General features: G+C 40.1%; 11 protein-coding genes. 1 reads left to right on the forward strand and 10 read right to left on the reverse strand.

From position 1 onward, the window contains the following. Positions 1-208: 208 nt before the first annotated feature. The 9 genes from EP1_RS13820 to EP1_RS09155 all read right to left on the reverse strand — a co-directional run bounded on the left by EP1_RS13820 (position 209) and on the right by EP1_RS09155 (position 11747). Positions 209-373 (reverse strand): hypothetical protein, encoded by a 165-nt coding sequence (locus EP1_RS13820; RefSeq protein ID WP_376716065.1) that lies wholly within the window; start codon positions 371-373, stop codon positions 209-211. 69 nt (positions 374-442) lie between these two features. Then, entirely contained in the window at positions 443-1948 is a 1506-nt protein-coding gene (locus tag EP1_RS09120; RefSeq protein ID WP_067626673.1) for a HAMP domain-containing sensor histidine kinase, read from the reverse strand. After that, complete coding sequence (locus EP1_RS09125) at positions 1945-2631, reverse strand: response regulator transcription factor (RefSeq protein ID WP_010740068.1); 687 nt, start codon at positions 2629-2631, stop codon at positions 1945-1947. The genes EP1_RS09120 and EP1_RS09125 overlap by 4 nt, the downstream gene beginning before the upstream one ends. Positions 2632-2736: 105 nt before the next feature. Continuing rightward, positions 2737-4158, reverse strand: a complete 1422-nt coding sequence (gnd, locus tag EP1_RS09130) for an NADP-dependent phosphogluconate dehydrogenase (RefSeq protein ID WP_067626675.1) — start codon at positions 4156-4158, stop codon at positions 2737-2739. A 404-nt stretch (positions 4159-4562) separates the two neighbouring features. Further along, positions 4563-4742: a 50S ribosomal protein L32 gene (rpmF, locus tag EP1_RS09135; RefSeq protein ID WP_010740070.1), complete on the reverse strand. Its 180-nt coding sequence runs from the start codon at positions 4740-4742 to the stop codon at positions 4563-4565. A gap of 58 nt (positions 4743-4800) precedes the next feature. Further along, positions 4801-5352 carry a YceD family protein gene (locus EP1_RS09140; protein ID WP_067626677.1) on the reverse strand — a complete coding sequence of 184 codons (552 nt, stop codon included), beginning with the start codon at positions 5350-5352 and terminating at the stop codon, positions 4801-4803. Positions 5353-5534: 182 nt separating this feature from the next. Beyond that, positions 5535-7319, reverse strand: a complete 1785-nt coding sequence (pyk, locus tag EP1_RS09145; RefSeq protein ID WP_067626679.1) for a pyruvate kinase — start codon at positions 7317-7319, stop codon at positions 5535-5537. 67 nt (positions 7320-7386) lie between these two features. Beyond that, positions 7387-8349: a 6-phosphofructokinase gene (gene pfkA, locus EP1_RS09150; protein WP_067626681.1), complete on the reverse strand. Its 963-nt coding sequence runs from the start codon at positions 8347-8349 to the stop codon at positions 7387-7389. 140 nt (positions 8350-8489) lie between these two features. Next, positions 8490-11747: a DNA polymerase III subunit alpha gene (locus EP1_RS09155; protein WP_067626683.1), complete on the reverse strand. Its 3258-nt coding sequence runs from the start codon at positions 11745-11747 to the stop codon at positions 8490-8492. Between the two features lie 460 nt (positions 11748-12207). On the opposite strand from EP1_RS09155, the gene EP1_RS09160 reads away from it, so the two are divergent. Further along, a complete protein-coding gene (locus tag EP1_RS09160; protein ID WP_067626685.1) occupies positions 12208-12387 on the forward strand; it encodes a YjzD family protein in 180 nt (59 codons plus the stop codon). 108 nt (positions 12388-12495) lie between these two features. Here the strand turns inward: EP1_RS09160 and EP1_RS09165 are convergent, their stop codons facing one another. After that, positions 12496-13698, reverse strand: a complete 1203-nt coding sequence (locus tag EP1_RS09165) for a multidrug efflux MFS transporter (RefSeq protein ID WP_067626687.1) — start codon at positions 13696-13698, stop codon at positions 12496-12498. Between the last annotated feature and the right edge of the window lie 35 nt (positions 13699-13733).

Here is a 13733-nt window from a genome sequence, read left to right on the forward strand (position 1 = left end):
TAAAAAAGAAACGCCCTACACATTTGGTTTGTTTTATTCGTTCAGTTTTCAAAGGTCTACATTGTTTGCCGCTTTGTTTCAGCAACTTTTATATCTTAACAGCTTTTTATTTAAAAGTCAACAACTTTCATTTAAAAACTTTTTGATAAAAAAACAAGTTTGCTTTCTATTTCGTTCAAGCGACTTTATAAAAATACCACAAGATTTTTCATCCGTCAACAAATATTTCTATTTTTTTTTGAGATGCTTTTTTCTCTTGGGAACAGATAATAATATAGCAATCATCAAGCAATTTTGCAACTATTTTTTGCAATTTTTTTGAAACTTTTTCATTTCTCGAACGTTCGCCAAGAAGTCTAAAACAACGTTCGATTTTAAAACAAAAATAACGCTATCTTGATAAAATGCTTTCTAATCTTTCGCATAAAAAAACAGCCGAATATCACTCGGCTGTTTTCTCTTCCACCATTGGGATGAAAATTCTAAAAATTGTTCCTTTTCCGACGGAGCTTTCAACACTGATACTCCCTTTATAGCTCTCTAAAAGTTTATGAGCAATCGATAGTCCTAGACCGTTTCCACCTTTTGTTCGAGCACGAGCCTTGTCAACTCGATAAAAACGATTAAAGACTTTATCAATGTCCTCATCTGGTATCCCTTCACCAAAATCTTGGATAGCTATTTCAAACTCATTCAACGTCGATGACACAGATATATGCACTTCTTTGCGATCCGTTGAATATTTCACGGCATTATCCAAAATAATAATCAGAATTTGCTCCAAGTGATTACGATAAATTTTCAAAATTTTCTCGCCAGTTAAATCATCGTCTAGCGTAAAAGTGAATTCGGGATAAAGCAATTTAAAATTATTAAAGACTTGATAGGTCACTTCTTTTGCTTTAGACGTTTCATTTCCATAATAGACATCTACTTGTTCTGCTCGTGACAAGTCCAGCATCTCTTGGACAAGGCTCTTCATCCGAACGAGCTCTTGCAAGCTAGCTTGAATAGACTCATCCAATATTTCAGGATCGTCTTTTCCCCAACGGTTCAGCATGTTTAAATGTCCCTCGATCACCGCAACCGGTGTTCTAAGCTCATGGGAAACATCTTCAACAAATTGTTCTTGTTGCTCAATATACATTCGAATACGATCGATTACGTCGTTAAAGATCACCGCTAAATCAGCTAACTCATCGTTAGTGGTAATATCAGGCACACGTACTTCGGCCTGAGGGTCCTGTCGAATAATTTCCATTGTATCTCGAAGGATTTTAACTGGCTTCAAGAAATAAGAGGACAGCAAAAAGCCTAAGAAGCTGCTTAACAGCAACGAGACAATCTCTAAAACGATCAAGGTCAATAATAATTTACTACGCATTTCATAAAAATCAGACAATTCATAGAAAATCTGGGCATAACCGATCTTTTCTCGTGTCTTCTTAGAATAGATTGGCTCAACAGAAAGGAATCCGTTCTTCTCATCGACAGTCACGATCGTCGGCGCTTTATGTTCTGTCTGAACTAAGGGCTGATAATCTTTCTGTGTTTTAAAAATCAACTTTTTATCTAAGTTATAAATATCTAATGACAATTGGCGTTGTCCTAGCTCAGAAATAAAATCATCGATCCGCATCATATTGCCTTCTAAGGTCATGTTTTGATCGTACATGGAATTATCGCGGTTATCTGTTTCTGTCAACGTTCGATAGGTGTTCACCAACGTTAACTCTTCATCAGCATTCGCTAAGCGAGAAGTTACTTCAGAGATCGTGCGTTCAACGTTGGTTCGCTCTTTTGTCACGATTAAATTCACGGATGACTTATAGGTAATCACCGCAAAAATCGTAAACACCACGAATATAAAGAAAGAACTTGTAAAGGCCCACTTGATGGTAAGCGAGGGCCCTTTCAGTTCTCTTTGTTTCTTTATAAATTTTCTCATGAGCGCATAACGTACCCAGTACCACGAACAGTTTGAATATAGCTGTCTTCACCTGGTACATCGATTTTATTACGTAGGTAACGAATATACACATCAACAACGTTGGTTTCTACTTCCGTTTCATAGCCCCAAACTTTGTTTAATAATACATCGCGGGCCAGAACGACATTGACATTTTCCATTAGCGTCAATAGTAATTCGTATTCACGTTTCGTTAATTCGATAATTTCGTTACCGCGACGCACGACACGGTTTTCTTTTTCAATCGTTAAATCACGATACGTAATGGTCGTTTGTTTAGCAACATTCTTGTCGCCTTCGATATCGATTCGACGAAGTAAGGCACGCAAACGTGCTAATAGCTCTTCAATCGCAAAAGGTTTGACGATATAGTCATCGGCACCATGATCTAAACCAGAAACGCGGTCAATTACAGAGTCACGCGCTGTCATCATGATGATCGGTGTATTTTTCACCTGGCGAACACGGCGGCAAACTTCCAAACCGTTTAACTCTGGAAGCATCAAGTCAAGTAAAATCGCATCCCAATCGCTTTCTAAAGCAGCTTCAAGGCCGGTTCTACCATTATAATGAACTTCTGTATCATAGCCTTCGTGTTTCAATTCTAGTTCGACAAAACGAGCTAGATTTTTTTCATCTTCAATGATCAGAATATTACTCATTTTTTTAGTTCCTTTCCAAGTTGTTTTCATTAAACCTATACCATTATAGGGCTAAAATTATTAAAAAGCTATAGCTACTTACATGAACCTGTTAAATAACTCATGCTATTCTTCATCATACCAGCTGTAGTGATAAATTCCTGCTTTATCAGTCCGTTCATAAGTATGCGCTCCAAAGTAATCACGTTGTGCTTGAATTAAGTTTGCTGGTAAACGTTCTGCCCGGTAAGAGTCATAATAAGTGATTGCTGAAGAGAACGTAGGGACTGGAATTCCTGCTTGAACTGCAATCGCCACAACTTCACGCACTGCTTGTTGATATTTAGCGGTGATTTCTTTGAAGTAATCGTCTAACATCAAGTTCGCAAGATCCGCATCCTTTTCATAAGCATCTGTAATCTTTTGCAAGAAACGAGCACGAATGATACAGCCAGCACGCCAAATTTTCGCAATCTCACCAAATGGCAGATCCCAATCGAATTCTTTTGAAGCTGCGCGTAATTGAGAGAATCCTTGTGCATAGCTCATAATTTTACTGAAGTACAGCGCTTCGCGAATTTTTTCGATCAACTCTGCTTTGTCCCCTTCGAATTTATAAGGAGCAGGTGCTGATAGAACTTTGCTGGCAGCGACACGTTCGTCTTTGTAAGCAGAAATGAAACGTGCAAACACTGATTCAGTAATCAATGGTAATGGTACACCTAAGTCTAAAGCACTTTGCGAAGTCCATTTACCGGTTCCTTTGTTTCCTGCAGCGTCTTTGATCACATCAACAATCGCTTCACCAGTTCCTTCATCATCTTTACGGGTTAAGATATCTGCCGTAATCTCAATCAAATAGCTGTCTAATTCGCCTTTATTCCATTCTGAGAAGACTTCTGCCATTTCATCAACTGACAGGCCTAATAGTTGTTTCATTAAGTCATAAGACTCAGCAATCAATTGCATATCGCCATATTCGATCCCATTATGCACCATTTTTACATAGTGACCAGCACCATTAGGGCCAATGTATGTGACGCAAGGTTCGCCATCTTCAGCTTTAGCAGCAATTTGTTCAAAAATCGGCGCTACTAAGTCATACGCTTCTTTTTGTCCACCTGGCATCATTGAAGGACCTTCTAAGGCACCCTTTTCACCACCGGAAACCCCCGTACCAATGAAGTTGATTCCTGAGTTGGCTAATTCTTCATTACGGCGAATGGTATCCTTAAAGAATGTATTCCCGCCATCAATCAAAATGTCCCCTTTATCTAAATGAGGCAATAATGATTGGATCGTTGCGTCAGTAGCAGCGCCAGCTTTGACCATTAACATGATCCGACGTGGTTTTTCGATTGAATCAACAAATTCTTCAATTGAAAAAGTTGCTTTCAAGTTGCGATCAGGATGGTCCGCAACAACCTCTTCTGTTTTTGAGCCTGTCCGATTATACAAAGCGACAGAATAGCCGCGGCTTTCAATATTTAGGGCTAGATTTTTCCCCATTACCGCCATACCCACGACACCGAATTGTTGTTTTGACATAATTATCCTCCTAGTTCGTATTTTGACTCGTAGCCCCAGCTCATACTACCGAAACCTTTTTACTGAATGTTTCAATTCGTATAAACTGTCCCTCGCTTCTACTGCTAACATAATACTTACAGCGAAGCAGGCAACGGTCGCCTAATTCTCGATACGTTTCTCATTATATCCTAAGAAAGTGAGAATGGAAAATGAATAGTGTTTTTCATCTAAAAAGCAGCTAAAACTTCCTTGATTTGAGAAAAATCAGATGAGCCCGTCCATTTTTCTCCAATAATAGCAATTTATCTAATGATAGAAATGGAGTGAGAAAAACTTTAGACAAGCGATCTGCTAATTCAAGAAAAAAACCCCAAGACTCCATGGTTAGTCTTGAGGTTTTGACTTTCTCTATTAAAAAGTGCTTATGCTTCTTTAGACATAACATCTTTTCCATCATAGTAGCCACAGTTGGCACATACGTGATGGCTCTTCTTCATTTCGCCACAGTTTGGACATTCGTTCAAACCTTTGATGGTTAATTTGTAGTGAGTACGACGTTTGTTCTTTTTAGCTTTTGATGTTTTTCTAGCTGGTACTGCCATTGGTGTTACACCTCCTTGTAAAATGAAGTATCAATTACTGATACATTTTATTCCAATCTTACTTGTCATCCTCTGATTCATTGAATAACTCAGATAATTTCGCAAGACGAGGATCAATTGTTTCAGCAGATTCTTTTTTCTGCAGATACTCTTCTTCACTCACGACTTCCCAATCGTTTCCTTTTGGTAACTCATCGGATTGTCGCTCTGCTTCTGAAAAGACTTGCAGCGGAATCGCTAATAAAATGTTATCTTCGATAGAATCTGTCAAGTCGATCGTATCATTGTCTAAGACAAGAATCTCTTCGTCTCGTTCTTCTTCCATTGAAGACCATTGCTCCCTAGTCATGAATACTTCATCCACTGAAAGATCAAGTGGTAGATCAACTGGTTCCAAGGAGCGAGCTGAAGGAACAGTTACAATTGTTTTCAAGCGATAATGTAAAATATATTCATTTTTTCCCACCGACAAGATTCCTTCGACAGTTACTGGAGCAACTGCTAAGACTTCTTTATCCCGTGCTGTTAATGCATCATTTACATCGACCGTTTCTGAAAAGTTCAATGCTTCTTCTTTGTAGCGGCGCAATTCGCCAATCGACCATTTCATTATTCATCACCTCTAAGCAACAATCGCTATTATACAGGTGTAAAAATTCTTTGTCAATGAAATTTTCTTGACACCTATAAAAAACGTTATCACGCGCTTTGTTGAGTTAATTTATTCTTTTAATCATTTAAGCAAGAAGAAAAGCGAACCAACGAATTGGTCCGCTTCCCGCAATCTAAAATTTAGATTGCTGTTGTTTGTCCACGGTAGACGATTCCACGACGAGGGTCAACAGTGACTAATTCACCATCAACGACTGTTGAGGTTGCGTCTTTTGCTCCGACAACAACAGGGATATCTTGAGCGATTCCGACAACTGCTGCATGTGAAGTCAAACCGCCATCTTCAACAATCAAAGCAGCTGCTTTTTCGATTGCAGGCATATAGTCTTTATCGGTTGTTGGAACAACTAAAACCATACCATCTTTCGCATTTTTGATTGCTTCTTCGGCAGATTTAGCAACAACCGCATGAGCGACAACTGTTGATTCGCCGATACCTTGTGCTTCTAATAATTTAGAACCGATCATTTGAACCTTCATAACGTTGGTTGTACCACGTTCACCAACCGGTACACCAGCAGTGATCAAGATTAAGTCGCCTTCTTTAGCAAAACCTAAGTCAACCGCTTTTTGAGCAGCTAAGTCAAACATTTCATCAGTTGTTGTTGGTTTTTCCGCAACAGTTGGGTACACACCCCAGTTAATCATCAAGCTACGTTTAGTATTTTCATCAAAAGTAACAGCCAAGATGTCAGCATCTGGACGGTATTTAGAGATCATCCGAGCCGTATGGCCTGATTCAGTCGCAGCAACGATTGTTTTAACGCCTAAGTTTTTCGCAGCGCGAGCAACAGATAAACCGATTGTTTCAGTTACGTTTGATTTATCGAATTCATTGATTTGGAATGAACCTAATTCTGATAATGCAGCTTCAGCTTCCATATCAATCCGAGCCATTGTACCTACAGCTTCAACTGGGTATTTACCATTTGCAGATTCACCAGAAAGCATAGTAGCATCTGTTCCGTCAAACACAGCGTTGGCAACGTCAGAAGCTTCCGCACGAGTTGGACGTGGGTTTTCTTGCATTGATTCTAACATTTGAGTTGCTGTGATAACTGGTTTGCCAGCATAGTTACATTTTTTGATGATGCGTTTTTGAACCATCGGTACTAATTCAGGAGCGATTTCAACACCCATGTCTCCACGAGCAATCATGATACCATCAGAAACTTTGATAATTTCGTCGATATTGTCAATTCCTTCTTGTGATTCGATTTTAGGGAAAATATGCACGTGTGTCATATTTTTTTCTTCAAGAATTTCACGGATATCAAGAACGTCTTGTGCTTTACGAACAAAACTTGCAGCGATAAAGTTGATGTCGTTATCTAAACCAAAACGGATATCGTCTGCATCTTTTTCAGTAATCCCAGGTAAGTTGATTGAGATTCCAGGAGCATTTACCCCTTTACGAGAACCTAACATACCAGCATTTTTAACAACCATTACTAATTCACGGTTTGCTTCATCTTTACCAACGATTTCCATGTCGATCAAGCCATCATCAAACAAGATGTGTCCACCGATGTGAGCATCGTCGAATAGTCCTGGATAAGTTACAGCGATTTTTTCTTTTGTTCCTTTTAATTCAGGATCCATTGAGATACGTGTTTCATCGCCAACGTTAAATTCGATATAACCAGCGCGACCATAATCAGCGTCTGTTGTATCTTGAACAGTTGTACGGATTTCAGCACCTTTAGTATCTAAAAGAATACCAACATCTTTCCCTGTTTTTTCGACTGCTTCACGAACCATGTTCATACGTGATAATTGTTCTTCGTGATCTCCGTGTGAGAAGTTGAAACGGAACACATTTGCACCAGCTTCAATTAATTGAGAGATTTTTTCAACCGAGTTACTTGCTGGTCCTAATGTACTAACGATTTTCGTCTTTTTCATTACGTAATACGCTCCATTCTTGTTCTTGATTGTTTATAATATATAGTCTTCACTATTATTAACGAGATTAAAATGAGATTTGATGATTTAATTCATACAATGATAGATCTGGTTTGTGTTTGTTGTTTTCTAATGTATCAACGATATCAGATGCAACAACTTCATTGTCACGAATTCCGATACACAAGCCGCCTTTACCTTCTAGTAATAAGTCAACTGCGTATGAACCAAACTTGCTAGCTAATACACGGTCGCGTGCAGTTGGTGAACCACCACGAACAACGTGACCTAATACACTGACACGTGTATGGAAGTCGCCGTATTCCGCTAATTGATCAGCAAATTCATTTCCGCCCATCACACCTTCAGCTAAGATGATCAAGCAATGTTTCTTGCCACGATCACGACCAGCTTGGATTTTCTTCGCAATTTTTTCCATATCGAAGTCATGTTCAGGGATGACGATTTCATCCGCACCACCGGCAACGCCAGACCATAATGCGATATCACCAGCATTACGTCCCATTACTTCAATAACGAATGTACGCACGTGTGAAGTTGCAGTGTCACGGATTCGGTCAACAGATTCTAAAACGGTGTTAATCGCTGTATCGAAACCGACTGTAAAGTCTGTTCCTGGAATATCATTATCGATTGTTCCTGGAATACCGACAGCTGGGTAGCCATGTTTTGTTAAAGCCAACGCGCCATGATAAGAACCGTCACCACCGATAACAACTAAGCCTTCGATACCGAATTTTTTCAATTGTTCGATTCCTTTTAATTGACCTTCTTCAGTCGCAAATTCTGGATAACGAGCTGAATATAAGAAAGTTCCGCCTCGTTGAATCTTGTCACCGACATCAGCAACATCCAAACGACGAATATCGCCAGCAACTAAACCGGCAAAACCATAATTGATGCCATAAACTTCCATGCCTTCAAAAATCGCTTTACGAACGACTGCACGAACAGCTGCGTTCATTCCGGGAGCGTCTCCTCCACTTGTTAAAATTCCAATGCGTTTCATTTTCTCACCTCATAAGTATTCTCAAACAAACGTACATCGTTTAATTCATGGTACATTCTACCAAAAAACATTCCAAAAGTCTTGGGATGTCCTCAGGAAAAGCCGGTATTTTGAAAAAAGTTTTTGAAAGTTACAAGAAATCATCTTATTACGACGTTTTGTTCCCCTAATATGTCACGTAAAGCATTTAAGAGTGCCTCATTAACCCCTATCCAAAACTTTTTATCCAGCACAATCTTTCGTCGTTTTTCTTCATAATAGATGACTACGGGCACATTTCCTGGCGATAATTGCAAACAATCGGCAATCGCTTGTTGGCTTTCCGGCGTGTCTTGATTTTGTTGAACCCTTAAAAAGAGTGTCTGATCACTAAGTTGATCCTCCGCTGTTTGGGCCAAGATCATTTCCTCTACTAATAGCTGTAGCGCTTGGTCATAACGACTGCGCTCAACTTTTCCTTGGACTAGATAGACCTGCTCCGTTTCCAGATCTGCACGCAACCGCCGATAAGTTTGAGGAAACAGTGTTAAGGAGATTTCACCACTTTGATCATTTCCGCTTAAGAATGCCATCTGTTCGCCTTTTTTTGTGCGAATCTCACGAATCTCCTTTAGATAGAAGAGAATCTTTGCTGGCTTACCTACAACTAACTCTGTAATCGGTCGTAAATCCTTTTGTTTTAAAAGTTTCGGGTAGTTTTCGGTCGGATGACCAGAAACATATAGGCCCAAGTATTGCTCTTCGTAATTCAAGCGCTCGGCTAACGAATAATCAGCGGCAGGTCGTTCCTTCAAGCTCATAATATCTAATAAAGACATACTTCCCCCGCTATACTGAACGTTTTGAATCTTGCCTTCCAAGCCATCAGCCAATTCTCGCCGATTGCCATGTAGCTCATCAAAAGCTCCAATTAAAATCAGCGGAGCAATGTATTCCTGCTTCAACCAACGTGTTTCGATCCGTAAGAGGAACTGATCCAACGACTTGAAAGGACCGGCTTCTTTACGAGTCGTCAAAATATCACTGACAAAATCACGTCGCATCCCTTTAATCGCATCTAGCCCGAAACGAATCAAATTTTTTTCGACTAAAGTAAAGATATAATTACTGCGATTAATATCTGGAGCCAACAATTTTACCCCCGCACGATTAGCTTCGGCAATATATTCCCGCAATTTCTTTGGATCATTCCGGACCGATTGCATCAAGGCTGTATAAAAAGCACCGGGATAATGAACTTTTAAATAGGCCATTTGATAGCCTACAAAGCTATAAGCCACTGAGTGGGAGCGATTGAAACCATAATTAGCAAAGCGCTCGATATAATCATAAACTTCTTCTGCACTTTTTTGACTGTGTCCACGACTAATTGCACCGCTGACAAAATGTCGGCGCTCTTCATCTAATAGCTCTTTCTTCTTTTTACTGACCGCCCGCCGTAAAATATCGGCCTCACCTAGACTAAAACCAGCCATTTGAGCAGCAACTTGCATGATTTGTTCTTGGTAAACAATGAAGCCGTAAGTTGGTGCTAATATTTGTTGGACTGACGCATCCGGAAAATCCACCGGTTCTTTGCTGTTCTTTCTGGCAATGAATTGATCAATAATTTGCATAGGCCCCGGCCGATACAGGGCATTGACTGCTACGATATCTTCAAATGAGGTCGGATGTAGATTACGCAGTACCTTGCGAATACCCGCGGATTCAAATTGGAAAACCCCACTAGTCGCCCCTCGTTGGAACAACGCCAATGTTTCAGGGTCATCTAACGGGATTGTTTTTAGATTCAAGTCTTCTTGATAAACGCGGCGAACATTTTGCAGCGCATTATCGATAATCGATAAGTTTCGCAAACCTAAAAAGTCCATTTTCAACAGACCAATAGCCTCTACATCGGTCATCGTAAACTGAGTCAATAAAATATCTTCGGAACCATTTTGTAAAGGCACGATTTCCAATAAATTTGCATCACTGATCACGACACCACCGGCATGAGTCGAAACATGACGGGGCAGTCCTTCTAAGGTCAAGGCGGTTTGGAACAAGAGCCTACTTCGCTCATCATGAGCGACCAAGCGTTTTAATGGTTCAGATTTTTCATAGGCAGCGCTTAGTGTGATCTTCAGTTGGTTTGGAATCGCTTTGGACCAGCGATTAGCTTCACTTTGGGACAAACCAAAAACGCGCCCAACATCGCGTAAAACCATTTTGGCAGCCATCGTTCCAAATGTAGCTATCTGAGACACATGGAAGTGACCATATTTTTCGTGGACATACTGTAAAACTTGACTCCGCTTATTATCCGGAATATCCAAGTCAATATCGGGCATGCTATTGCGCTCAGGATTCAAGAATCGTTCAAATAGTAAATTATATTTGATTGGATCCACATCCGTGATACTCAAAACATAGGCTACTAATGAGCCGGCCGCTGAGCCACGACCCGCACCGGAGACAATCCGACTGCGGTGAACATAATCCATCACATCCCAAACGATTAAGAAATAATCATCAAAACCCATCGTATGGATAACCGTTAATTCATAGGAGAGTCGTTGCCGGTATTCTTCACTAACATTTTGAATCCGTTCTGGCAGTTTTTGCCAGCACAGCTCCTGCAAATAAGCTTCAGCCGTTTGTCCATTCGGTACCGGGTAATGAGGTAATAATTTTTGATGCAATGGTAAATCAAATTGACAAGCCGCCACAAGTCGCTGTGCATTCCTAACAGCTGCTTCATCAGTAAAACGAGTCAGCAACGACTGCATATCGACTAAATAATTATCCCCTAATTGATTAGTCAATTCCTCCCGCGGCAATTGGGTTCCACTTTGAATATGGTTCATCACCTTGATGGCAAAAGCTTCGGTTGCTTCCAAACAAGCTACTTCATGAAGCGCGATTTTAGTCAAATCATTGGGTAAATCAGCGACCTCCGTAGTTGGCGAAACGCCCAAATAAAATTCGCCTTTGAGCTTCTCGACTATATGGGGTAAGACATTTTCCGGTGACTCGGCCAAATTATCCATTGGCAGAACCGTAATTAAATTTTCTCCTTCAATTTGATAATCCGCCAACGTTTGAGGCTTTTCTGCCATCATTCGAGTGCTAGACAAGCGCATCAGCTCTTGATAACCAGCTACATTTTTAGCATATAGTAAAAGCTTTTCAGCCGTCTCTCCAATTAAAAAATCCAACTCCAAACCGATAATCCCAACTATCGCTTGCTGCTTACAGGCTTGAAAAAATTCGACTGCGCCATACAAGACATTCTCATCGGTGATTGCAATCGCTGAATAGCCACGAGCCTTTGCCGCCGCCACGTACTCTTTGATTGTTAACGTACTTTTCAATAATGAATAGGAAGTTTTCGTATAAAGTTGTGGGATGTCCATGATTTCCTCCTACTTCGGTTTAATGAATTAATTTTTCTTATCTGAAAAATTAGTTTGATTCTCAGTTCGTATATCATTCTACTAAACTGGGCTTTTTCTTTTTACTGCTAAAAGTAGAACTGACATCCTACTTCGGTTTAATGAATCAATTTTTCTTATCTGAAAAATTAGTTTGATTCTCAGTTCATATATCATTCTACTAAACTGGGCTTTTTCTTTTTACTGCTAAAAGTAGAACTGACATCCTACTTCGGTTTAATGAATTAATTTTTCTTATCTGAAAATTAGTTTGATTCTTAGTTCGTATATTATTCTACTAATTCAATTCATTCGCAATACCACAAACATTACAAATTGGACTTTGCGTGATTTTCTGCTTATTTACACTGGACTTTTCTTTACATTTTCAAAATAAATGCTAAACTAAACCTAGAAATTCCTGCGAAAAGAGGTGCTCTTAATGAAATACCTAGTTACATTATTTTGGTCTTTCGCAATTGGACAAGCCGTTTGTTATCTAGGCGGTGCCTTGCAAAGTGGTTCTTACAACTTCGAACTATCGACAATTATTTCACTAATTATTGGTATCATCGCAATCATTGCCGTACGTTTTGTTTCACCCAAAAAAGTCGAAGCATAGACAAAACCAGTTACTTTATTGTAACTGGTTTTTTGTTTATTTCAAATTAATAATTCGTTTACACCGCAAGAACATTCTTTACAATGATCCTCAATGAGTTTAACCGCTTTAGATCTTCGTCTTAGTCACCAACAGCTGCCGGAAATTAATCGTACTCAAAATAATATTACCGACCACACAAGCACTCGTTACTAAAAAGACCGCTGGATAGCCCATGGTGTGGGCAACTGTCGACCCCAACATCGGTCCGATAACTTGGCCAAAATTGTTAAACATTTGATTATAGCTAAAAATCCGGCTGACTCCTTCTGGTGGACTGATCTTGCTGATTAACGTATTAATAGAAGGCATTAAAGCTCCCGTTGAGAAACCTAGGAAGAAACGCAACACACCTAATTGAAAGGGCGTCTTCACAAATGCCATCGGAATAAAACAAAACAACGACAAAACAAGACCCGCTAGTAAGACTTTGTGATTTCCGATCTTATCCCCGATTTTACCTAATGTCGGTGACGATGCAATCGCGGAAACACCGGCAATCGAAACAATCATCCCACTAATCAACAAGGTGTTATTGCTTGTGCCGCTCAAATCGCGAATATACAGTGTCAAAATTGGGCTGATACTCGTGGCCCCGACCTGCAAAATCAAGGTGCTGATAAACAAACCAATCAAAATAGGCATATGGTCGATTCGTTTGCGTAATTCTGTCAGACTGACCACATTTTGCTTTTCGATTGGACGAAAATCTTCCTTTACCATAAATATAGTCAAGATCGTACAAATCAATAAAATGATCCCCGTGATAATAAATACATTTTCCAATCCAAACCATTGAGCCAACATCCCACCAATTGAAGGCCCTATCAGATTTCCAGCAACTGCCCCGGTTGCTAGTGTTCCTAAAGCCCAACCACTCTTCTGCCGCGGTGCCTGTGAAGCGATCAAGGCGGTCGCATTGGGAATATAGCCTGATAATACCCCAGTCATGAAACGCATGATTAACAGCCAATAAACATTCGGTACGAAGGCTAACGACCCCATCGTCACCGTCATTCCAGCTGCCGCCCGGATCATCATCAGTCTGCGGCCTTTGCGATCCGCCAAGCTCCCCCATAAAGGTGAGACAATCGCCGCTGCGAACGCCGTTACCGAAATCGCCAAACCCGAAAATAGCTCCACTTGTGATCTAGGCGTCCCTAATTGTTCAATGTAAACTGGCAAAAAAGGCATGACCAAACTGAAGCTTGCTCCAGTAAAAAAACAGCCAATCCATGAAATCAATAAATTTCTGCGCCAATTGATTTTCATTTTCTTTTCCCCACTTTCACGCCACTTTCTTTTTT

This window comes from Enterococcus pseudoavium NBRC 100491 (assembly GCF_001544295.1).
Taxonomy (GTDB): domain Bacteria; phylum Bacillota; class Bacilli; order Lactobacillales; family Enterococcaceae; genus Enterococcus_A; species Enterococcus_A pseudoavium.

Bases quoted from the DNA above. Each gene is read 5' to 3' on its own strand.
- EP1_RS09165 (WP_067626687.1), bottom strand. From the start codon at position 13,698: ATGAAAATCAATTGGCGCAGAAATTTATTGATTTCATGGATTGGCTGT.
- gnd (WP_067626675.1), bottom strand. From the start codon at position 4,158: ATGTCAAAACAACAATTCGGTGTCGTGGGTATGGCGGTAATGGGGAAA.
- EP1_RS09140 (WP_067626677.1), bottom strand. From the start codon at position 5,352: ATGAAATGGTCGATTGGCGAATTGCGCCGCTACAAAGAAGAAGCATTG.
- rpmF (WP_010740070.1), bottom strand. From the start codon at position 4,742: ATGGCAGTACCAGCTAGAAAAACATCAAAAGCTAAAAAGAACAAACGT.
- pfkA (WP_067626681.1), bottom strand. From the start codon at position 8,349: ATGAAACGCATTGGAATTTTAACAAGTGGAGGAGACGCTCCCGGAATG.
- pyk (WP_067626679.1), bottom strand. From the start codon at position 7,319: ATGAAAAAGACGAAAATCGTTAGTACATTAGGACCAGCAAGTAACTCG.
- EP1_RS09155 (WP_067626683.1), bottom strand. From the start codon at position 11,747: ATGGACATCCCACAACTTTATACGAAAACTTCCTATTCATTATTGAAA.
- EP1_RS09120 (WP_067626673.1), bottom strand. From the start codon at position 1,948: ATGAGAAAATTTATAAAGAAACAAAGAGAACTGAAAGGGCCCTCGCTT.
- EP1_RS09160 (WP_067626685.1), top strand. From the start codon at position 12,208: ATGAAATACCTAGTTACATTATTTTGGTCTTTCGCAATTGGACAAGCC.
- EP1_RS09125 (WP_010740068.1), bottom strand. From the start codon at position 2,631: ATGAGTAATATTCTGATCATTGAAGATGAAAAAAATCTAGCTCGTTTT.